The following is a 20,327-nucleotide window of genomic DNA, read 5'->3' on the forward strand; positions in this document are numbered from 1 at the left end:
ATTGCGTCGGCGATCTAAGGGTCTCCGCTGAGTTCCTTGGCCATCGCCCCGGTCATGTCCTTCGCGTCGCCGAACAGCATCTGGGTGTTGCTGTTGTAGTAGATCGGGTTGTCGATGCCGGCGAAGCCCGCATTCATGCTGCGCTTGATGACGAAGACGGAGCGTGCCTTGTCCGCCTCGATGATCGGCATACCCGCGATGGCACTACTCGGATCGTCGCGAGCGGCCGGGTTCACGGTGTCGTTGGCGCCTATCACCAAAGCTACATCAGTATGCGGCATCTCTGGGTTGATGTCCTCAAGCTCGACCAGCTGCTCATAGGGTACGTTCGCTTCGGCCAGTAGCACGTTCATGTGGCCCGGCATGCGTCCCGCCACCGGGTGGATGGCAAACTTCACGTCCACGTTCTTCCTGGTCAGCGCCTGATAAAGCTCCGCCACCTTGTGCTGCGCTTGGGCGACGGCCATACCGTATCCTGGAATGATGACCACCCGCTCGGCGTTTTCGAGCTGCAGCGCCGCTTCTTCGGCCGATGCGGAACGGACAACCCGATCGTCCTTGGCTCCGGTCGAGCCTGCGACCACCGCGCCAAACCCACCGAACATGACGTTTGCAAAGCTGCGGTTCATGGCCTTGCACATGATCATTGCAAGGATGAAACCTGAAGCACCGTCGAGTGCGCCGGCGACGATCAACAGCTTGTTGCCGAGTGCAAAGCCCATCGCACTCGCCGCAAGCCCCGCGTAGCTGTTAAGAAGCGCGATTACCGTAGGCATGTCGGCACCACCAATTGGGATGACGAGGAGGACGCCGAACAGCAACGCTAACCCTATGAAGACCGGAAACAGCGCGGCCGCTGAAGGCGTAAGCGCGAGGTATGCGCCAAGGCCGACAGTCGCGAATGCGACTAGTCCGTTGAAGATGCGTTGGCCAGCAAATACCACGGGTCGCGCGCCGATCAGCTCCTGCAACTTGGCGAACGCGACGACGGATGCCGTGCAGGTGAGGAAGCCAAGCAACATCTCGAACATGAGTGCCCACATCACGAAGGCACCCGCATTCCCCGGTAAAGCGTGTTTGTAGTATTCGGCCGCGCCAATTAGGCCCACGGCCAGAGCGCCGAACGCGTGACTGATCGCGGTACGCTGCGGGATGGCGGTCATCGGCATCAGGTACGCCATCGGGATGCCGATCCCGGTGCCGATGACCATGGCAATCAGGATAAGGTCGTAGCTGACGACTTCGTGCTGCAACAGGGCGCCGATGATCGCGATCACCATGCCCAGCTCGCCGGCGCGCACACCGCGGCGAGCCGTCGACGGGTGGCTCATCCACATAAGCGCAAGAATGAACAGCACGGAAGCGGCGATCGCCGCATAAGGTACCAAATCGCTCATGTCAGGAGCCCTTGCGCTTGAACATCTTCAGCATGCGGTCGGTGATCAGAAACCCCGACACCAGGTTGATCGTAGCCGCGAGCACGGCGACGAACCCGAGAGTGCGCGCGAGCGGAGTTGCATCCGCCTCTCCGGTGATCGCGATCGCACCGACGATCACGACGGCAGCGATCGCGTTGGTCAGCGACATTAGCGGCGAGTGAAGCAGCGGGGATACCTTCTTGATAAGCTGAAAGCCGACGAAGGCAGCGAGTATGAAGACGAACAGGTAGTCGGCGTAGACAGCGTTCATGACGCTAAATCCCCTCATCATGCTGGCGTCAGCCGAGCAGCCTCTGGTTTACGATCTGACCGCCGCGCGTGAGCCTGATGGCGTCGCCGATCTCGGCGTCTAGCACCGGCCTGCCGCCCTCCTTGTCCCAGAAGGCGGACAGGAAATTGTACAGGTTACGCGCGAATAAGGCCGACGCGTCCGCCGCCATGCTGGCGGCGATGTTCTGCGCGCCGATGATGTGCACGCCGTGGCGCTGTGTGGTCTCGCCGCAGACGACCCCTTCGACATTGCCACCGCTCCCTGCAGCGAGATCGACGATCACCGAACCAGGCCGCATCGTCGCGATCTGTGTATCCGAGATCAGCTGCGGGGCTGGCTGGCCGGGAATCAGGGCGGTCGTGATCACGATATCTTGCTTTGCGAGGTGGCTCGACACGAGCTGAGCCTGCGCACGGCGATAGTCCTCGCTCATCTCCGTGGCGTAGCCGCCCGCGCCTTCGCCCTCGATGCCGGGGACGGCTTCGACGAAGATCGGCTTTGCACCGAGCGACTGGATCTGTTCCCGGGTGGCGGAGCGTACATCCGTCGCCGAGACCTGAGCGCCCAGGCGGCGCGCAGTGGCAATCGCCTGCAGGCCCGCGACACCGACGCCCATAACGAACGCGCGCGCGGCCGAGACAGTGCCGGCCGCGGTCATCATCATGGGAAAGGCGCGTCCGTACGCCGCTGCGGCCAAGATGACGGCTTTGTAGCCCGCAAGGTTCGACTGCGAGGACAGGATGTCCATCGACTGCGCGCGGGTGATCCGGGGCATGAACTCCATTGCCAGCGCCTCAAGGCCAGCTTCGGCGTAGCCGGCGATGCGTTCGCGGTTTGCCAGCGGATTAAGCGCGGCGACGACCCAGGCGCCCGACTTGGCACCCGACAACGATGCGGGGTCCGGTCCTTGCACACCGAGCAGAACGTCTGCGTCCGCCAACACAGAAGACCGATCGGCGATCGAGGCTCCGGCCGAAGTGTACGCATCATCGGCCATGGAGGCGAATAAGCCGGCCGTGCTCTCGATCGCAACCTCTGCACCAAGGGCGACGAACTTCTTGACGGTTTCTGGAGTCGCCGCGACACGCGTTTCTCCAATGGCGCCCTCCTTGAGGACCGCGATCTTCATGATTTCCTCCATCAGGCTCCGAATGCGGCCCCTGGCTGCTGATGCTGAAACGAGTATTGGCACGAAGTGACCGCCGGCCGGCTCACGACTGCGCGGCGAATAATCTAATACAAATTCGAATTCAATGCTCAATGTGCTAGGCGGATAGGTCGTTCATCGACCGATCGAGGTCGCCGAACGTTGGGTGAGTTCTTAACATTCAGCGGGTGCGGGCCTAGCTGCGTCTTGCTAGGCCGCCGCGGGTGCCATCCAAGTCGGGTCTTCCAGCAGAAGCTTGAACTGTTGCAGCCACTGGGCGGCGGTTGCTCCGTCGATCGCCCTGTGATCGCTCGTCAAAGTTACATTGATGATCCTCGCTTCACGGGGGCCAGCGTGACCAGGCAGATACTCTGCAGCAGGGGCTCCAAGAGACAGGATCGCTGCCTGCGGCTGATTGATGATGGCGTCGAACCGACTGACGCCCAACATCCCCAAGTTAGATACAGAGAAAGTGCCACCGAAATATTCTTCCGGTTTGAGACGTTTGCTCCTCGCCCGCTGAACGAGATCCTGCGCCTCACGGGAGATGTCGAGGAGTGATTTGCCCGCCGCGTCGCGAACGATCGGCGTTATAAGTCCGCCATCCATGGCGACGGCAAACGAGACGTCGGCAAAATGATGCGCGATCATGCCGGTTTCGGTAAAGGTCACATTCACTTGCGGACAGCGGGTGAGCGCCTCAGCCGCTGCCTTGATAAAGCAGTCGTTCAGTGACACGCGATGCGCAGGATCGGCGTTCAGACTTTGCCGCATCGCGAGCAAGGCATCGACCTCTATGCGGATGTCTGCAGAGAAGTGAGGAGCCGTATAAAGAGACTCCGTCATGCGCTTGGCGATCAGCTTGCGCACCGCACCATGGGGCGAAAAACGGTAAGAACCGCGCGCGATGCCCCGCATCTCGAGTGACGCGGCGACACTCTCTGGCGTCTGGTCGTTGCTGGTGCTTGCTTGAGTCAAATCCTGCCTCCCCTGAGGTTTGATGGTCTAGTGCGAAGACAAGTACGCGGGCCGAACCTTAGCTGTGCGAAGGAATTTTCCGTCAGGCGAGACCGCTCCACTCATCTGATTGAACTGCGTTGTTGATCATAGACCATGTGGCACCGCCATGAGTGCGCGTGGCATCGTTGCCCGTGTCCCGAAGTTCGTGCATGGCCTCCTGAATTGCTCGGCCTGCGGACCACACCGACAGCACTGGGTACATCAGGTACTTGACGCCGAGAGCACGCGCGCGAGCGAGATCGTCGGCGTCTTTGGCGTCGGTTGGGATGAACATGTGGGCAAGCGCGGCGTTGGTAGCACCCACGATCTGTGGGATTTCCTCGATCTCAAGAAAAGGCACCACGACCAGGTCCGCACCAGCTTCGCCATAGGCCCCCACTCGGTCGATGGCCTCGGACAAGGTCGACGCATCGCGTGCATCGCAGCGCGCCATGATTACCGTATCGGCATCGCGCCGCGCGTCGGTTGCGGCCTTGATGTGTTTGACCATGCGCTCTTGGGTGAGCAATCGCTTCTTGGTACCGGGCAGGTACTTGCCCACCGACAAGTCGAGATCCTCCATCTGCACGCCGCCAAGCCCGGCCTGCTCGACTAGGCGGACGTTCCTGGCAATGTGGAGGGGACTGCCGCCGCCGTCGTCGATGTCGCACATGGCGGCGAGGCCGGTCGCGTCCACCATCTCGCGGTACGTTTCGACCAGCTTGGCGACAGGTACGAGGCCGGCATCCGGTACGCCATAAGCCGATGCGGTGATCGCATAGCTGCCCATGAAGACGGACGCGAACCCAGCTTCACGCGCCAGCTGCGCGCTAAGTCCGTCGTGGACGCCGGGAACTACCATCATTTCTGGCGTTGCCAGCAGGTCGCGCAGTGTCTTGGCGGCGCTCATCGTTTCTCTCCCACAATCCCAATAGTGGCGAGCGGTGCGCCCTCCATTGTTAGGCAGTGCGTACTGGACGGTGCGTGCGGAAGTCAGGCTTGGCTGAGAAGGTCCATGTAGCGAGCCTTCAGTTCGAATTTCTGGACTTTGCCCGAGGTCGTGGTGGGAAATTCATCGACGAACCACCAGTACTTCGGCATTTTGAACTTCGCGATGCGCTCCAGCAGAAAGTCGCGCAACTCACTTTCCTCGGCAACTCGACCCGGCTTTAGCTTGATGGCAACCGCGATCTGCTCACCCCAGTGGGCATCGGGTACGCCAAACACGGCGACGTTCGATATGGCCGAATGGATCAGCAACTGGTCTTCGATCTCGCGCGGGTAGATGTTCTCGCCCCCGCGGATCAGCATGTCCTTGGAGCGCCCGGTGATCGTCAGGTAGCGATCGGCGCGAACCGTACCTAAATCGCCCGTATGGAACCAACCGTCCGGATCGATCGCGTCACGCGTCGCCTGATCGTTTCCGTAGTAGTCCTGTAAAACGCAAGGGCTGCGTAGGCATATCTCGCCGATCGTATCGATGGGCAGCGTCTCTCCGGTTTGAACGTCGGCGATCTTGACCTCGGTCGGCCCGAGCGGCGTACCGACTGTCTGTGTGACATGGTCCACGGTGTCGCCGCGCACTGTCTGGCAGATCATGCCGCTCATTTCTGTCTGACCGAAGAGCATGACGAAGTCGCAGCTGAACTCGCGCTCGATGCGCTCAACCAGTTCAGGCGCAACCGGTGCTCCGCCGCAGGCGAGCACCTTCAGGCTGCTGAGGTCGAGCTCGGGGAGGCTTGGATGCTCCAGCAGCGCAATAGCCATGGTCGGCACCGTGGTCGTCAAGGTAACACGTTCCTCCGCTATCATCTTCAGCATCGTGCCAGGATCGAAGTGAGGCGGGAGGATCATCGTGCCATGGCTCCACAACGCGCCGAGCGATGAGTGGACCGAGCCTCCGGTATGGAACATCGGCACGCAGTTGAGCCAGACCGCGCCGTCGCCCGGATCGAAGCATTCTGTCGCGAACTTGGAACTGTTCACGATGCCGCGATGGCGCATGCGGGCACCCTTGGGCTTGCCGGTCGTGCCCGAGGTGTACTGGATCATGACCGGATCTTCGGGATGCACCTGGGGGAGGGGGTGCCACCGGGAGCAGCCGCCATGAAGTCAGCCCAATCGTCCAGGATCAGGATCTCGCGCAGGTTAGGCAGCGTTTCGCGTACTTTGCTTAGCATCGCCAAGTGGTCGGTGCCGCGGCAGTGTCGGACAGTCACGATACCAACGGCGCCCGAGTTTTCGAGGATGTAGGTGATCTCGTTCTCGCGGCTCGCCGGATTGATCGTCACGAGCACGATCCCGGCGAGCGCGGCGCCGAATTCCACGAACCACCACTCTGGCACATTGTGCGCCCAGATCGCTACGTGGTCTCCCGGCTTGAACAGCGTCAGCAAGCCCCGAGCGGTGCGCTCGGCCCCATCCAGGATGTCAGCGTAAGTCCAGGCGCGTTGATGGCCGGTCGCGGGGTCGGGGCTCTCTTTCAGCGCGACACGGTCGGGAACTGATGCGGCGCATTCCCGCAGCAGGTCACCCAACGTGAAGGAAGAGGGTTCTGCGTCTCGATTAGCAAAGAAGTTCGAGCTCTGCATCGTGACCGCTTTAGACATCGATCTGCTCCTGACGGACGTCATTCTGCTCGCTAACACGCTTGGTAACCCGCTCCTCGGTCACCTTCTTGATGAAGGCGACGATGTCATCAATGTTGGATCCCGGACCAAAAATGCCTTCTATTCCGAGAGCGTTAAGAGCCTCGTGATCGTCTTGGTGGATCAGGCCACCAATCATGAGCGGGATGTCCAGACCTTCGGCCTCCATGGCCTTCACTACGTCGCGGCAATGCTCCACATAGGCGCCCGATGAGAAGCTTATGCCGACGAGGTCGACATCGCCATCCCGTGCTTGCGCAACGAGTTGTTTGACCGTGAGGTGCTCGCCAAAGAAGGAGACGTCGCAGCCATATTCTTCGAGGCGTTTGGACAATGTCCTGATGCCTTTGGTGTGGACGTCGAGCCCTAGCATGCCGAGGCCCACTCGGCCGAGTTCGCGATTGAGGCGCAGATCAGACATATCAGTTCTCAGACAGGCCGAAGGGTGAGGTATAGACATCGAAGGCATCATAGGCATGGCCGAAGCCCTGCCGCAGGGTGCCCCACACTTCGGAGATGGTGGCATCCGCAATAAACGCATCGATCATCGCCGGATAAGGATTTCCGCCTTCGCGGGTGACGCGGTGCAGGTAGGACACAGCTTCCTTGACCTTGGCCATGTCGCGCTGGCCGCGGAACTGCACGAAACGCTGCACGTGATCCTCGATTGAAGCTTTCATTGGCTCGAAACGGGCGAACGGTTTCTCATCAGACTTGGTGAACGAGTTCAGGCCGATGACGAGGCGCTCCTTGTCGTGGAGCTCGCGATCATACTGGACGTTGAACCGGTCCATTTCCGCTTCCATCCACCCGCTGTCGATCGCCTCTACCAGGCCGCGCTTCTCGATCTCGGCAAGGAGCGTCAGCGCTTCCTTCTCGACGGCATCGGTCAGCGCCTCGACATAATAGCTGCCACCTAAAGGATCCGCGACGCGGGCAGCGCCAATCTCGTGCGCCAGAATCTGCTGAGTGCGGAGCGCGAGCTCCTTGGCCTCGGTGGTCGGAATGCAGATCGGCTCGTCGTAAGTGCAGGTCTCGACCGATTGAACGCCGCCGCAAATAGCGGCAAAAGTCTGAAGCGCTGCGCGAGTGATGTTATTGAGCGGCTGCTGATAAACCAGCGACTTGCCGGCAGTGTGGCAGGCGATGCGCAGACGCATGCTGCGCTCGTTGGTGGCGCCAAAGCGTTCCTTCATGGTGCGCGCCCAAATCCGGCGAAGCGCCCGGAACTTGGCAACTTCTTCAAAGAAATCGACATCAGATGTCGAAACCCAGGCCATACGCGGGGCTATGTCGTCGACTGAGGTGCCACGCTTGGCGATGTCCTCGAGGCACGTGTTGACGATAGCCATGCCAACGGCGATCTCGCCGGCCGGGGAGACGCCGCGCTCGCGCACATCGTAAGCCTGCGGCAGACCTAGGGCCCACAGCGGAGTGTTGGCGGCCGAATACTCGAGGCACCCAGCGCTCATCCGCAGGGCCATGTTCGCGGGCACGAGCTTAGTGCCCCAGCCCGAAATCACCTGGTGGAAGTAGTCCGGCATGTGTGAACCGAGCAGCTTGTCTAATGGCTGGCCGCGCTTCTTGTGTACGGCGACGGTCAGCGGGTACACCAGAGAGATCGAGTGCCAGGCCAAGTCAATCTGAGAAAGATCGATGCCTTCCATCAGGCGTTCACAATCGCGCAGGGTCGGTATGGAGACACCCTCAATGCCCACATCGTTGCGGAACAGCGGATGGTCGGGATCGACGGCCCACTTGGTCGGCACGTCATCAACCACGTTCAAGCCCGACGCACCGTTCTCGATCGCACGCTCCAAGCCCTTACGGGTGTCCTCGGGCGCACCGTACCCCACGATCTCGCGCATGCTCCACATCCGCGAGCGATACATCTGTGGAAATGCGCCGCGGGTGAACGGATAGCTCCCGGGCGGCGCTGAGTTGTCCTCGCGAACATCAACGTCCTCTGCCGAATAGTGCGACTTCGTCTCGATATTGCCCCAAGTCTTGGTACGCGAGAGGCCGATCGTCGTCAGCTTCTCGTGCAGCATGCGATCGGCCCCCTCTGCCGAATTGGCCTCTGGTGCCGAAGCGGCGGCCGCATCCGAGGCGCCGCCATCGACGACGGAATCGAGAGATATGCCGACGTCGCCGCCGATGCCTTGCTCGCTCGTCACTGACAAACCCCTGTTTCTACGGGCGCCGCACCGGCGACCGCTAATCTGGTGGTGGCGCGGCGGTCGATCGTGGCGACGCCCCTGCCGTAGAATGCACGCATTTCGCCTTCGGGCTCGATGCTGCGGAGGACTTCGAGCGCCCCGGCCGACATCGGAGCCTCGCGGCGGTCGACGTCGGAAAAGGACAACTGGCCACGACCGGTCGCCGCCTCATGGTAGTTCCAGCGCATTACATTCACCAGGGGATAGTCGATGTCGCTGTTACCCTCAGGGCCAGGGATGTATTTCCATCCGAACGTACGCACTTGCGTGGTACGGGCATTGAGCTTGTCCAAGCTGGTGCCTGTGATAGGCGCAAGCTGCGAGGCCGAGCCTTGCAAGAGGAGGGCATCTTCCTCAAGACAGCGGAACTCATACCCATCGTCGGTATCGTCGCATTTTGGTATGATGCCGAACAGCTTGGGCAAGCCCATGTACTCACGCCCCGAGATCAGCGCGCCGATCTTGTTCACCCACAACACCGGCGCGTATGCTGCAGCGATAACTCGGTCAGGTCCTTCATGGATTGCGCTCACCGTAACTACGATCTCATTGTAGCCCCGACCACCCAAGTAATCGACGCTGTCGTACTGCACATACGCCACCGACAGCACCGGGCTGTCGGGCGCACCGAAGTGGTCGGGCAGCAACGTCTCGGCGGAGGACGCGGAAATGGGGACACTCAGCACAATCGATCGCGCGTTCTCGACAATCGTGTTGTCCGGGATCGGCGAGGGGCCGAACAGTGCGGGCATATCGTAGCGGCGCCCAGCCAAAGGGGAAAAGCCCATGATCCTCCCGTTCCTCGTCGGCGTTCACGGCGCCGCGATAATCATAATTGCAATTAGAATTTACTTGACAGTGCGGCCCCGGTCAAGGGTAGAAATGGGGCATGGCTGAAACGATAACACTTGGGCAGGGGCTTTCGCCTCCCGACGCCGCATCTCCGGAGCCGGTTAAGAACGGCCAATCCCAGCTCTTCGGGCCCGAGCTCGAAGATTTCAGAACATCGGTACGAGCGTTCATTGCTCAGAACCTAGATCCCAAAATTGCGGAACGCACACGCCGCATCTCGTTCTTCGAGAACTGGGAGGATAAGGTCAGCTGGAACAAGAAACTGTACAGCCAGGGCTGGTCAATGCCGGCTTGGCCGGTCGAGTACGGCGGCTGCGGCTGGTCCGCGCTGCAAATCCACATCTTCGAAGAAGAGTGTTTCGCAGCCGATGCACCGCGCGTCCCGTTCATGGGCCGATACTTGGTCGGCCCGGTGATCTACAGTTTCGGCAGCGAGTGGCAGAAGGAGCGCTTTCTGCCGCCGATTCTGGCTGGTACGGAAACCTGGGCACAGGGGTTCTCCGAGCCGAACTCGGGATCCGATCTGACCTCACTCCGCACGCGTGCGGATCTCGATGGCGACGAGTACATCGTCAACGGCCAGAAGATCTGGACTACCGACGGCCACGTCGCCGATTGGGGCTTCTTCCTGGTACGCACCGACACCACCCAGGTTCGCAGCCGTGGACTGTCTTTCATCCTGATCGACTTGCGCAGTCCGGGTGTCACGATTCGGCCCATCCGAACGATTGATGGCCGCCAGCATGTAAACGAGGTGTTCCTCGACAACGTGCGCGTGCCGGTCCGCAACCTGGTCGGTGAGCCAGGGAAAGGTTGGCAATATGCAAATTTCCTGCTGGCACATGAGCGCACGACCAGCGCCGAGATCTACTGGTCCAAGCGCGAACTGATCAAGGCGCGTGACTTGCTGCGCTTGCGCGATTCGCGCTGCGCTCTCGGCGATCAGGCGTTTCGCAATAGACTGGCCCAGTTAGAGATGGTCGCGCTCGCGCTGGAATTCTCGGTGCTACGCGAGCTGTGCGGCGGGGACGGCGTATCCGATCAGGTAGCCGTCGCCTCCAGCCTCAAGGTGCGCGGCGCGCGGCTGCAGCAATGGGTGTCGGAACTGCAGATGGACATCATCGGCATCCGTGCGATCCGCAAGTTCAACGAGGATGAGATCTGTATGCACGATGAAACCGCCTCACCGTTGTGGCCTAATGCCATCGTTGGCAAGACCTCCAGCGCTCTTCTGCTTTGCGGCGCGTCGATCTACGGAGGCTCGGAGGAGATTCAGAAGAACATTATTGCCAAGAAGCTGCTGGGCCTGTGACCATGGAGCAGCTTTCGTTCAAGATGTCGGACGAGCAGGTGATGCTCCTGGAATCGGCCCAACGTTTCGCCCGTGACGTCAATGCGCAGCATCCGGTCGGGGCGGATAACCCCAAGACGAGCCCTTCAGCCGTCAGCGCTGGGGCGCGCTGGCCGAACTGGGTTGGCTGGCGCTTACGACACCCGAAGACGCCGGTGGGATCGGTGGCTCCACAGCCGACTTGGCTGTGCTCATGCGCGGGGTCGGACCCGCCATGTTGCGCGAGCCGCTCATTACCTCGTCCGTGCTGGCAATCACCTTGATCGAACAAGCCGTTCCCCCCACGATCGGCTGTGAGATGATGGAAGCGGCGGCTGGCGGAGAGGTCGTCTTTGCCGTGGCGCACGAGGAGATCGCTAGCTTCAAGCCCGATACCGTGGTCGCCACCGAGACGAACGGGGGTTATGCGTTGTCTGGGACCAGCGTGGCTTGCTGGAATGCGCCGGGCGCCGACGTCTTGCTAGTCATGGCCCGTCACGGCGCAGCCTGCGGCCTGCCTGCGCTTTTCAAAGTCAACGCAGATGCTCCAGGAATCAAGCGCGAAACTTATGAAGTCGTCGATGGGTCATTCGCCGCGGATCTGGTGTTCGACGACGTCCAGGTAGATGCGGACGGCTTGCTTGCCTCGGGTGAGAATTTGCAGACCGCTTTCGTCAAGGCCATAGACAGAGCAACGATTGCGCATGCTGCCAAAATCCTCGGGATCCTGCACAGCATCATCGATCAGACAAGCGCATTCCTTAACACCCGCGAGCAGTTCGGCGGACCGCTGGCGCGCTTTCAGGCTCTCCAACATCGCATCGCCGAAATGTTCGTGCGCTATCAGGACGCGACTGCAGGCCTGGAGTTTGCGGTTCGCGCGTTCGACGACGGCAATGCTGACAACCGACAGATGCTTGTCTCCGCTGCCAAGGTCGTGATCGCGGATGCGGCTCGCTACATCGGCAGTCAGGGTATCCAGTTGCATGGCGCTATCGGCGTCACTGAAGAATACCAGATCGGGCATTTCTACCGCAACATCCTATTCTTCGAGAAAATGTACGGCGATACCGGTTATCATCTGTCGCGTTACGACGCGATCAAGTCGCAGCAAGGTTGAACCATGTCAGATCCCCAGTTTGAGCAGATATCCTTTCGTCGCGATGGCCGCATTGCCTATGCCTCTTTCAACCGGCCTGACGTTCTGAATGCCTTCAGCCGGACGATGGAGCGGGAACTATGCGACCTGCTTTATTTCATCACTCGCGATCCCGACAGCGATGTGCTGGTGATATCGGGCGAGGGCCGTGCCTTCAGCGCCGGTGCTGACTTTGCGTTCATGCAGGAGAATATCGACCATCCTGAGCGTTTCGACATCACTAGCGCGAAGCAGGTCGTGTTCTCAATACTCGACTGTCCCAAGCCGATCATCGCCAAGATCAACGGCGACGCGGTAGGACTTGGTGCTACCATCGCGCTGTTCTGCGACATCAGCTTCGCGGCCGACAGCGCGAAGATCGGGGATCCCCACGTGCGCGCCGGCTATGTGGCGGGTGATGGCGGCGCGGCGATCTGGCCCTATTTGATCGGCTTTGCGCGCGCCAAAGAGTTCTTGTTCACCGGTGACCTCCTTGAAGCGCCGCGCGCCGCCGAGATCGGGCTGATCAACCACAGCGTGCCAGCAGATGAACTCGATGAGCGGGTTGATGCGTTCGCCGCCAAGTTGGCGCGTGGTGCGACCCTCGCGATCTGCTGGACCAAGATGACAGTTAACGTCTCACTCAAACAGATCGCTACCGCGACGCTGGACGCGGGCATGGCTTACGAAGCCATGTCCAACATGACCGAAGATCATCGAGAGGCGGTCATAGCCTTCCAGGAAAAGCGCCGGCCCGTCTTCAAGGGGCGGTGACGTCGAACCCGACCAGCACCTGCTCTTCTTCCACCTGCACTTTGTATGTGACAATAGGGCGGGTTGCTGGAAAACCTCCTGATGCGCCGCTGCGTATATCGAACTGAGCCGAGTGGAAAGGGCAGACAAGCTGGTAACCCACCATTCTGCCGCCAGCGAGCGGCTTGGCCATATGCGAGCATCGGTTCGCGACACAGTAGACCACGCCCCGCACGACCGTGAGCAGGATTTCTTGCCCCTCGACCGTCCGAGCCTTCAGTTCGCCTTGCGTGAGATCCGATAGCCTGCACACAGGTAGGTATGTTATCGCCACACCGGGAACCTTTTTCCTTGTTGTCGGTGCAATAGCCGAGCCACCTGGCGGTGGAAAGCGAGCCGATCGCACAATCGGTGTTGGGCCGCCGCAACGGCATTTGGCCCCACCATCAGCATGAGAAGCGTCGCAGATTGGTCCATGTGACCTATATCCGGTTACCTTGAATCCCGCGTAGGCGGACTGACGCGATTACACGGCTTCCAGGTAGGATGCCTCGGTCAGGGTGCGCAGATGTTCGGCGGCGACGCCTGGCGCCAATTCCACGAGGGTGAACGGCTCTGACCGGTTCGCGCGCTTGAACACGGCCAGGTTAGTGATGATCATGTCGACCACATTGGTGCCGGTCAACGGAAGAGTGCACGCCTTGCGAAACTTCGGCGCTCCCGCCTTGTCCACATGATCCATCAGGACGATGATCTCGCCGCACGCCGGCGACCAGATCCATCGCCCCGCCCGGGCCCTTGATGAGCTTGCCGGGTACCATCCAGTTCGCCAGATCGCCATTCTCGGCCACCTCCATAGCGCCGAGGACCGACAGGTCGATATGGCCGCCTCGGATCATTCCGAAGCTGTCTGCCGAGGAGACGTAGCTCGTGCGATCGAGCTCGGTGATCGTCTGCTTGCCGGCGTTGATGATGTCGGCATCGACCTTGTCTTCGGTCGGGAATGGCCCCAGACCCAAGATCCCGTTCTCTGATTGCAGCGTCACGTCGAGGTCGGGGGGATGAAGTTGGAGACCAGCGTCGGGATGCCAATACCCAGGTTCACGTAGAACCCATCCTTTAGCTCGCTCGCCGCGCGTGCGGCCATCTCTTCGCGGGTCCAACCGGTCACGCGGCGATCTCCTGACGTATCGTACGTTGCTCAATTCGCTTCTCGTTACTGCGCGCCTCGATCAGTCGCTGCACGAAAACGCCAGGTGTGTGTATGCCGTCTGCCTCGAGTTCACCTGCGCCGACCAGGTGTTCCACTTCGGCCACCGTGACTCGGCCACACGTCGCGACCATGGGATTGAAGTTGCGTGCCGATTTGCGGAACACCAGATTTCCGTAAGGATCCGCTTTCCATCCCTTTACTATCGCCAGGTCGGCGACCAGGCCGGTTTCGAGGACGAAAGTCTCGCCATCAAACTGCTTGGTCTCCTTACCCTGAGCGATCATCGTGCCGACGCCCGTGCGGGTGTAGAATCCCGGAATGCCCGCCCCGCCCGCACGCATGCGCTCGGCCAGCGTGCCCTGCGGCGAGAACTCGATCTCGAGCTCGCCGGAGAGGTATTGGCGCTCGAACTCCTTGTTCTCGCCCACATAGGACGAGATCATCTTCCTAATCTGCCGGGTACGTAGCAGCTTGCCAAGTCCGAAGTCGTCGATGCCCGCGTTGTTCGAGATAACAGTCAGGCCTGAGACGCCGCTGTCAACCAACGCCTCGATCAGCGTCTCGGGGATGCCGCACAAGCCAAAGCCGCCAGCAGCGATCGTCATACCGTCGCGCAGGACGCCCTTCAGCGCGGTCGCGGCATCTGAGTAAACCTTCTGTACCATCGCTCTACCTAAAGACTGCTGACCAGATGGCCACCATCTACGGCGATGACCGATCCTGTCATGTATCGTGATGCGTCCGACGCAAGCAGCAGCAAAGCGCCGTCCAGGTCGGACAGCTGGCCCAGGCGCCTTTGCGGGATGCGTTTGATCAGGGCCGCGCCGGGCGCTGACTCAAAGAATTCGTCGTTAAGCTCGGTCTCGATGTAGCCGGGCGCGATTGCGTTCACGCGGATGTCGTGCCGCGCTAGCTCGAGCGCGAGCTGCTTGGTCATCTGGATAAGCGCCGCCTTCGACACCGCATAGGGCGTCACCTGTCCGCCCTGGCGCAGTCCTAGGATCGAGGCGATATTAACGATCGAAGCACCAATCGCTCCGTCACGCGCGCGCCGCGCGACTTCGCACGCCATTGTGAAAGCCCCGGTTAAGTTGGTGTTGAAGATTGAGGCCCAATCTTCTTCGGTCTGTTCCAACACCGGCTTGGTGTTGGTTACGCCAGCATTATTGATCAGAATGCCGACAGGGCCAGCCTCGGCCAGCGCAGCCCGGATCGACGCGCTATCCGTCACGTCGAGCTGCACGGCTTGTCCGCCGATCTCCGCCACCAGCGTGTCCAGCTTCTCCTTGCGACGCGCGCCGACGACCACGTGTGCGCCCGCCGCCGCCAGGACGCGCGCGAAATGGGCACCCAAGCCGCTCGATGCACCTGTGACGAAGGCGCGCTTGCCCGAGAGATCGAGAAGGCGGGCCGCGTTCAAACGATTTCCCCGAGCACGTCGCCTACCTGGTAGGTCTCGCCCGGCTGCGCGACTATCTTCAGAGTTCCGCTGGTCGGCGCCTCGACTTCCTGGACCGACTTGTCGCTTTCCAGCGAGAAGAGCGGCGCGCCTTCTTTCACTTCGCTGCCATCGGCAGCGAGCCATTCGCTCAGAACGCCCTCGGTCATGGAAAAACCGAGCTTGGGCAGTAGAATCTGCATGGCAAAACCTCTTCAGTGTCAGGACAGCGTCGAGCGGATCGCTTCGACAATACGGGCCGCATCAGGTACGTGGGCGGCCTCGAGCGGCTTCGAGAAGGGCACCGCGTTAAAGGACCCGCCCACACGGCGTACCGGCGCAGCGAGTTGGCCGTGCAATTCCTCCGAAATTTCTGCGGCGATCTCCGCGCCTACCCCAAATTTGCGCAGGGCCTCGTGGACAATCACCGCGCGGCCGGTCTTGCGCACGGAAGCGAGCACGGTAGCCGCATCGTAGGGTGCGATCGTACGGAGGTCGATCACTTCGACCGAGACTCCTCTGACTCGAGCTTCTTGGCGGCGGCAAGGGCATGGTTAACCATGAAGCCGTAGCTGATCAAGGTTACGTCAGTGCCTTCGCGGCACACGTTCGCACGGCCCAGCGGAATCAGCCTGCCGCGCTCGGGCGCATCGCCAAGCATGAAGTACGTCGGCAAGCTTTCGATGAAGAGCACTGGGTCCTCGTCGAAGATCGAAGATAGTAGCAAGCCGTAAGCTTCAGCCGGCGACGAGTAGGCGACGACCTTGATGCCAGGCGTGTGGGCGAACCAAGCCTCCAGGTAATCCGAATGCTGACCGCCGTTGCCGACGCCGGCTCCGGTCATCGTGCGGATGACCATCGGCACGTTAGTCTGGCCGCCCGACATGTAGCGCAGCTTCGCGGCATGATTTGTGATCATGTCCATCGCCACGGTAGTAAAATTCATGAGCATGATCTCGGTGACCGGTCGCATGCCAGCAATCGCCGCGCCGATGCCAGCACCGATGATCGCCTGCTCCGAAATCGGCGTCGAGCGCACACGGCTGTCGCCGAACTCGGTGGACAGCCCTTTGGTAACGCCGATGACGCCGCCGCCTTCGGGATCGGCGATGTCCTCGCCAAAGACAATGACGTTTTCATCTTCGGCCATCGCATCGCGCAAAGCCAGGTTGAGCGCTTGCAGCGCATTCATCTTACTCATGTGCGGTCCACCGCCTTCTCGAGGCTTTTGTTGAGGCTTACCTTGGGCTGCACGCCCTCGGCGAATACGTCGCTGACTAGCTCGGAGGCGTCGGGCCAATCGCTGGCCAGGGCGAATTCCTCCGCTTCGGCGACCTCTGCGTCGACGTCGGCCTCGATCGTTGCGAGCTCTTCCTCGCTTGCTGTGCCCTCATCCAACAACTTGGTGCGGAAGATCGGCATTGGATCGACAGAGATCGCCTCGGTCATCTCCTCCTTGGGGATGTAGGACGAATCATCGCCGAGCAAGTGCCCTTCATAGCGGAAGGTGTGGGCCTCGATCAGGGTCGGACCCTTTCCGGCACGGGCCCGTTCGACGGCCTCACCGGCCGCCTGCCACATCGCGACTGGATCGTTCCCGTCGACCGAGATGCCAGCGATGCCGTATCCCGCGGCGCGAGCGGCGACGCTACCGCCGCCAGTGAACTTGGCAAAAGCCGAATGCTCGGAGTAGCGGTTATTCTGGCACAGGAATATTACCGGCAGTTTCCAGACAGAGGCCAAGTTCAGCGCCTCGTGGAAGGCACCGATGTTGGAGGCGCCATCGCCGAAGTTGGCGATCGTCACCCGATGCTCGCCACGCACTTGCGAGGCCAGAGCGAGGCCGGTCGCGATCGGCATGGACGATCCCACCACACCAGTGGTCACCATGACGCCCTTTTCGGGATAGGTGATGTGCATCGGGCCGCCCTTGCCCTTGCAACTGCCAGAAACTCGGCCAGCATATTCGGCCCAGATGATCCTGGAAGGAACGCCCTTTGCGAGTTGGTCGTGGATGCCCCGATAAATGGTACAGATATAGTCATCGTCGTTCAGGTGCGCCGAGAGCGCAGCCGGGATGATCTCCTGGCCGCGGGGAGAGTAGTAGATCAGGTTCATGCGGCCGGCTTTGGCGCTCGCACGGATTCTTTCGTCGTTGCGCTTGATGAGATATGCTTTTCGATAGATCTCGAGGATCGTATCACGGTCCGGCGTCTGTGCCGCCATGCTGCTCAGCTCCCAAATCATCCGCTCCAAGACTCTGTGTCGTCGCGGCTATCGGGACCATATTCTAAGACGAGTTATTTTTTCTGCAAGAGCGATAATGGCGACGGCCTCCACCTCTCTCTCGCTAATATCAGCCTTAGGGCTGCTCCCCTGCAAGGCCTACTCCAGCAAATTTAAAATTCGCGTTAGTTTATCCTTGAGCCCAGGCTGGTCGATCAGTATATTGATCTTTGTAAATGGTGGGCAATCGAAATTAGCCTACCCTGAAGGAGAGAGACGTGACAAGCACAGGTCTGCGGAGGAAGCCGGTTGATCATCGCGAAGGCATAAGGTCGTACGAGAGCGTTCCGGAAGGTTCAGTGCTCGAAAAGGCGCCTTATGTCGATAACGGCACCAGCCTTATCGATCCGCGCCGCTACACCGATCCCGCCGAGGCAGAGCTAGAGTGGGAAAAGATGTGGACCAAGGTTTGGAACCTTGCTGGCGTTGAATCAGATATCCCTAACCCTGGTGACTGGTTCAAGTACGACCTTGGCAAGGAAAGCTTCCTCGTCGTCCGTGGCGACGACGATAAGGTCCGGGCATTTTACAATGTTTGCCCTCATCGCGGCAATCAAATCGCCCGCAACGATTTTGGGACCGCCGGGGATACTTTCAGCTGCGCCTTCCATGGCTGGAAGTTCGCTCGTAACGGCGAGCTTCGCGAGGTCAAAGAGCCCGAGACGTTTCGTCCCGAAGTGCTCGCTTGCGCGACCGGCCTGACCGAAGCACGCTGTGACGTGTGGGCAGGCATTGTTTTCATAAACATGAATGACGACGCTGAACCCCTACTCGATTTCCTGAGTGTACTACCCGACCACCTTGATGCCTATCAACTGCAGAACTATCGCGTGTTCGACGACGTCGAGTATGTATACGATGCGAACTGGAAGACTTCGCTCGACGCTTTTGTCGAATTCTACCACGCTGATCAGATCCATCCGGAACTCGGCGAGGCGATGGAAACCTATTTCTGCCAGTATGACCTGTACCCGAGGGGCGTCAGCCGGATGATCTTGCCCTTGGGGAATTCGCCCGACAAGCTGCCCGACACCGAGACAGTCAACGACGTCCAGAAGACGATGATCCGCCAATGGGAAGGCGATCCCGAAGAGTGGAGCCATCTCAAGGGGCACGAGTATAAGCAGGCCATGGTCGCGGTAAAGCGGCGTTTGGCCGAGAAAGCCGGTTGGACGCATTGCGAAAACCTCAGCGACGATCAAATGGTCGATGATCTGAACTATTTCATTTTCCCGAACGTGACGACCAACACGTACTCGGACGTGAATTACTTCCAGATCTTCCGTCCGCATCCAACTGATCCGATGAAGTGCATCTGGCGTTCGATCACGCTCGTGCCGCCTGCGAAACACCCTGAGTTCCGGCCGCTCGAACTGGCTAGCCTAGGTCAGGGCAACGTCGGTGAAGCAGGTTGGGACCACACTGTGCGGCCGCCGACGCGCCGCGTGACTGATCCGGCGGATACCGGGTTCGTGCTCGAGCAGGATGCGCTACTGGTTCCAGGCGTCCAAAAGGGCATGCAGTCGCGAGCTTTCAAGGGCTACATTTTGAGCGAGCAGGAAAGCCGCATCCGGCACTATCTCGCCGAGTTGGACCGGTACCTGGCGAAGTAAAGATGGCGCGCTGACCGATCGCATGTTCGGACATGACGACCGCTGCATGAAAGCGTGCGGTAATGATCGGTGTTCAGGTCTCGTCCAGGAGACTTGGCGAGGACTGTAAGGTGCGCCTTGAAACTTAGAGTTGGTCGCGCTTTCGGACGAGGCTAATCGCTTCGTCCGGATCTTCCCGCAACTCACCATAGTCGAGTAATCCTATCCGCAGCAATAGAACAACTCACGAGAGCGGGGGCGCGGCGTTGTCGGAAATCGAGAATAGGGCCCGCTGCCGTGAGCACGCGACCCATTCATCCAAGGGAACACCAAGATGGCATCTATCGCAATAATCGGAGGAACGGGCGCTTTGGGCAAGGGCATAGCGCGCCGCCTCGTCAAGGCGGGACATGAAGTGACGATCGGCTCACGCTCTGCGGAGAAGGCCCGATCGACAGCGGGGGAACTCGGTGCTGCTCATTATGCCAGCAACGCCGATGCTGCGCATGCTAAAGACATCGTCATCGTAGCTGTGCCTCACGCGTCACAAGCCGATACACTTAGCCAGATCAAGGATCGTATCGGCAGCGCGATCGTGATCGACACCACCGTCCCACTTGTCCCGCCCAAAGTCATGCGGGTCCAGCTTCCCAGCGTGGGCAGCGCCGCCCAACAAGCGCAGGCGCACTTAGGTGCAAACACGCGACTGGTGACGGCATTCCACAACGTCTCGGCTCATCACCTCGATAGCGACCATGCGATTGAGTGCGACGTACTGGTATTTTCCGACGACATCGATGCGCGCAAGATCGTCGTCGATCTCTGCCAAGGCATGGGTCTTCGCGGGCTTGCTGGCGGTGCCCTTGCGAACTCGGCCGCGGCCGAGGCGCTCACCTCGATATTAATCTATATGAACAAAACCTACAAGGCGGATGGTGCGGGGATCCGATTCACCAACCTCACCGACGCGCCGCTGATCCCGTGAGTCGTGCGTAGTGAGCG

The 20,327-nt window shown here is 60.4% G+C and carries 20 protein-coding genes and 2 pseudogenes; 5 read left to right on the top strand and 17 right to left on the bottom strand.

Annotated elements, in window-relative coordinates; translation table 11 throughout:
• Positions 1–14: 14 nt before the first annotated feature.
• From KZO24_RS28795 to KZO24_RS28840, 10 genes are all read right to left on the bottom strand, one after another.
• The gene (locus KZO24_RS28795; protein ID WP_486487796.1) at positions 15–1,397 is read right to left on the bottom strand and encodes an NAD(P)(+) transhydrogenase (Re/Si-specific) subunit beta; all 1,383 of its coding nucleotides are present in this window, start codon (positions 1,395–1,397) and stop codon (positions 15–17) included.
• 1 nt (position 1,398) lies between these two features.
• Entirely contained in the window at positions 1,399–1,689 is a 291-nt protein-coding gene (locus KZO24_RS28800; RefSeq protein ID WP_486487797.1) for an NAD(P) transhydrogenase subunit alpha part 2, read from the bottom strand.
• 28 nt (positions 1,690–1,717) lie between these two features.
• On the bottom strand, positions 1,718–2,839 hold the full coding sequence (locus KZO24_RS28805; RefSeq protein ID WP_486487798.1) for an NAD(P) transhydrogenase subunit alpha: 1,122 nt from the start codon (positions 2,837–2,839) through the stop codon (positions 1,718–1,720).
• 228 nt (positions 2,840–3,067) lie between these two features.
• Entirely contained in the window at positions 3,068–3,835 is a 768-nt protein-coding gene (locus KZO24_RS28810) for a 2-oxo acid dehydrogenase subunit E2 (RefSeq protein ID WP_486487799.1), read from the bottom strand.
• An 82-nt stretch (positions 3,836–3,917) separates the two neighbouring features.
• Positions 3,918–4,766: an isocitrate lyase/PEP mutase family protein gene (locus tag KZO24_RS28815; RefSeq protein WP_486487800.1), complete on the bottom strand. Its 849-nt coding sequence runs from the start codon at positions 4,764–4,766 to the stop codon at positions 3,918–3,920.
• An 83-nt stretch (positions 4,767–4,849) separates the two neighbouring features.
• Positions 4,850–5,908: a class I adenylate-forming enzyme family protein gene (locus tag KZO24_RS28820; RefSeq protein WP_486487801.1), complete on the bottom strand. Its 1,059-nt coding sequence runs from the start codon at positions 5,906–5,908 to the stop codon at positions 4,850–4,852.
• A complete protein-coding gene (locus KZO24_RS28825; RefSeq protein WP_486487802.1) occupies positions 5,905–6,465 on the bottom strand; it encodes an AMP-binding protein in 561 nt (186 codons plus the stop codon). The genes KZO24_RS28820 and KZO24_RS28825 overlap by 4 nt, the downstream gene beginning before the upstream one ends.
• Positions 6,458–6,925, bottom strand: coding sequence for a cobalamin B12-binding domain-containing protein (locus KZO24_RS28830; RefSeq protein ID WP_486487803.1), 468 nt, complete (start codon positions 6,923–6,925; stop codon positions 6,458–6,460). Before KZO24_RS28830 ends, KZO24_RS28825 begins: the two co-directional genes overlap by 8 nt.
• Before the next feature lies 1 nt (position 6,926).
• Positions 6,927–8,681 (bottom strand): methylmalonyl-CoA mutase family protein, encoded by a 1,755-nt coding sequence (locus KZO24_RS28835; protein ID WP_486487804.1) that lies wholly within the window; start codon positions 8,679–8,681, stop codon positions 6,927–6,929.
• Positions 8,678–9,511, bottom strand: coding sequence for an acetoacetate decarboxylase family protein (locus KZO24_RS28840; RefSeq protein WP_486487805.1), 834 nt, complete (start codon positions 9,509–9,511; stop codon positions 8,678–8,680). The genes KZO24_RS28835 and KZO24_RS28840 overlap by 4 nt, the downstream gene beginning before the upstream one ends.
• A 101-nt stretch (positions 9,512–9,612) precedes the next feature.
• On the opposite strand from KZO24_RS28840, the gene KZO24_RS28845 reads away from it, so the two are divergent.
• The 3 genes from KZO24_RS28845 (at position 9,613) to KZO24_RS28855 (ending at position 12,817) form a co-directional block, all read left to right on the top strand.
• The gene (locus tag KZO24_RS28845) at positions 9,613–10,887 is read left to right on the top strand and encodes an acyl-CoA dehydrogenase family protein (RefSeq protein ID WP_486487806.1); all 1,275 of its coding nucleotides are present in this window, start codon (positions 9,613–9,615) and stop codon (positions 10,885–10,887) included.
• 253 nt (positions 10,888–11,140) lie between these two features.
• Positions 11,141–12,025, top strand: a complete 885-nt coding sequence (locus KZO24_RS28850; protein ID WP_486487807.1) for an acyl-CoA dehydrogenase family protein — start codon at positions 11,141–11,143, stop codon at positions 12,023–12,025.
• 3 nt (positions 12,026–12,028) lie between these two features.
• Positions 12,029–12,817 carry an enoyl-CoA hydratase/isomerase family protein gene (locus KZO24_RS28855; RefSeq protein ID WP_486487808.1) on the top strand — a complete coding sequence of 263 codons (789 nt, stop codon included), beginning with the start codon at positions 12,029–12,031 and terminating at the stop codon, positions 12,815–12,817.
• Here the strand turns inward: KZO24_RS28855 and KZO24_RS28860 are convergent.
• The 7 genes and pseudogenes from KZO24_RS28860 to KZO24_RS28890 form a co-directional block, all read right to left on the bottom strand.
• A complete protein-coding gene (locus tag KZO24_RS28860) occupies positions 12,804–13,202 on the bottom strand; it encodes a Rieske (2Fe-2S) protein (protein ID WP_486487809.1) in 399 nt (132 codons plus the stop codon). The genes KZO24_RS28855 and KZO24_RS28860 overlap by 14 nt on opposite strands.
• Positions 13,203–13,322: 120 nt before the next feature.
• A pseudogene (locus tag KZO24_RS28865) lies at positions 13,323–13,943 on the bottom strand (3-oxoacid CoA-transferase subunit B).
• Positions 13,944–13,963: 20 nt separating this feature from the next.
• Positions 13,964–14,674, bottom strand: coding sequence for a CoA transferase subunit A (locus KZO24_RS28870; RefSeq protein ID WP_486487810.1), 711 nt, complete (start codon positions 14,672–14,674; stop codon positions 13,964–13,966).
• An 8-nt stretch (positions 14,675–14,682) separates the two neighbouring features.
• Positions 14,683–15,429, bottom strand: a complete 747-nt coding sequence (locus tag KZO24_RS28875) for a glucose 1-dehydrogenase (RefSeq protein WP_486487811.1) — start codon at positions 15,427–15,429, stop codon at positions 14,683–14,685.
• Positions 15,426–15,650, bottom strand: coding sequence for a biotin/lipoyl-containing protein (locus KZO24_RS28880; RefSeq protein WP_486487812.1), 225 nt, complete (start codon positions 15,648–15,650; stop codon positions 15,426–15,428). Before KZO24_RS28880 ends, KZO24_RS28875 begins: the two co-directional genes overlap by 4 nt.
• An 18-nt stretch (positions 15,651–15,668) precedes the next feature.
• A pseudogene (locus tag KZO24_RS28885) lies at positions 15,669–16,648 on the bottom strand (alpha-ketoacid dehydrogenase subunit beta).
• Complete coding sequence (locus KZO24_RS28890; RefSeq protein WP_486487813.1) at positions 16,645–17,673, bottom strand: thiamine pyrophosphate-dependent dehydrogenase E1 component subunit alpha; 1,029 nt, start codon at positions 17,671–17,673, stop codon at positions 16,645–16,647. Before KZO24_RS28890 ends, KZO24_RS28885 begins: the two are co-directional and overlap by 4 nt.
• A 278-nt stretch (positions 17,674–17,951) precedes the next feature.
• Between KZO24_RS28890 and KZO24_RS28895 the strand changes: the two genes are divergently transcribed.
• Together KZO24_RS28895 and npdG are read left to right on the top strand one after the other, a co-directional pair.
• Positions 17,952–19,346, top strand: coding sequence for an aromatic ring-hydroxylating oxygenase subunit alpha (locus KZO24_RS28895; RefSeq protein ID WP_486487814.1), 1,395 nt, complete (start codon positions 17,952–17,954; stop codon positions 19,344–19,346).
• A 313-nt stretch (positions 19,347–19,659) separates the two neighbouring features.
• On the top strand, positions 19,660–20,310 hold the full coding sequence (gene npdG / locus KZO24_RS28900) for an NADPH-dependent F420 reductase (RefSeq protein ID WP_486487815.1): 651 nt from the start codon (positions 19,660–19,662) through the stop codon (positions 20,308–20,310).
• The last annotated feature ends 17 nt before the right edge of the window (positions 20,311–20,327 follow it).

The organism is Novosphingobium sp. NFX11, from assembly GCF_057376415.1.

Coding starts and splice junctions, on each gene's coding strand:
- npdG (WP_486487815.1), top strand. CDS start 19,660: ATGGCATCTATCGCAATAATCGGAGGAACGGGCGCTTTGGGCAAGGGC.
- KZO24_RS28855 (WP_486487808.1), top strand. CDS start 12,029: ATGTCAGATCCCCAGTTTGAGCAGATATCCTTTCGTCGCGATGGCCGC.
- KZO24_RS28820 (WP_486487801.1), bottom strand. CDS start 5,908: ATGATCCAGTACACCTCGGGCACGACCGGCAAGCCCAAGGGTGCCCGC.
- KZO24_RS28870 (WP_486487810.1), bottom strand. CDS start 14,674: ATGGTACAGAAGGTTTACTCAGATGCCGCGACCGCGCTGAAGGGCGTC.
- KZO24_RS28825 (WP_486487802.1), bottom strand. CDS start 6,465: ATGTCTAAAGCGGTCACGATGCAGAGCTCGAACTTCTTTGCTAATCGA.
- KZO24_RS28800 (WP_486487797.1), bottom strand. CDS start 1,689: ATGAACGCTGTCTACGCCGACTACCTGTTCGTCTTCATACTCGCTGCC.
- KZO24_RS28850 (WP_486487807.1), top strand. CDS start 11,141: ATGTTGCGCGAGCCGCTCATTACCTCGTCCGTGCTGGCAATCACCTTG.
- KZO24_RS28815 (WP_486487800.1), bottom strand. CDS start 4,766: ATGAGCGCCGCCAAGACACTGCGCGACCTGCTGGCAACGCCAGAAATG.
- KZO24_RS28845 (WP_486487806.1), top strand. CDS start 9,613: ATGGCTGAAACGATAACACTTGGGCAGGGGCTTTCGCCTCCCGACGCC.
- KZO24_RS28890 (WP_486487813.1), bottom strand. CDS start 17,673: ATGGCGGCACAGACGCCGGACCGTGATACGATCCTCGAGATCTATCGA.
- KZO24_RS28805 (WP_486487798.1), bottom strand. CDS start 2,839: ATGAAGATCGCGGTCCTCAAGGAGGGCGCCATTGGAGAAACGCGTGTC.
- KZO24_RS28880 (WP_486487812.1), bottom strand. CDS start 15,650: ATGCAGATTCTACTGCCCAAGCTCGGTTTTTCCATGACCGAGGGCGTT.
- KZO24_RS28830 (WP_486487803.1), bottom strand. CDS start 6,925: ATGTCTGATCTGCGCCTCAATCGCGAACTCGGCCGAGTGGGCCTCGGC.
- KZO24_RS28840 (WP_486487805.1), bottom strand. CDS start 9,511: ATGGGCTTTTCCCCTTTGGCTGGGCGCCGCTACGATATGCCCGCACTG.
- KZO24_RS28795 (WP_486487796.1), bottom strand. CDS start 1,397: ATGAGCGATTTGGTACCTTATGCGGCGATCGCCGCTTCCGTGCTGTTC.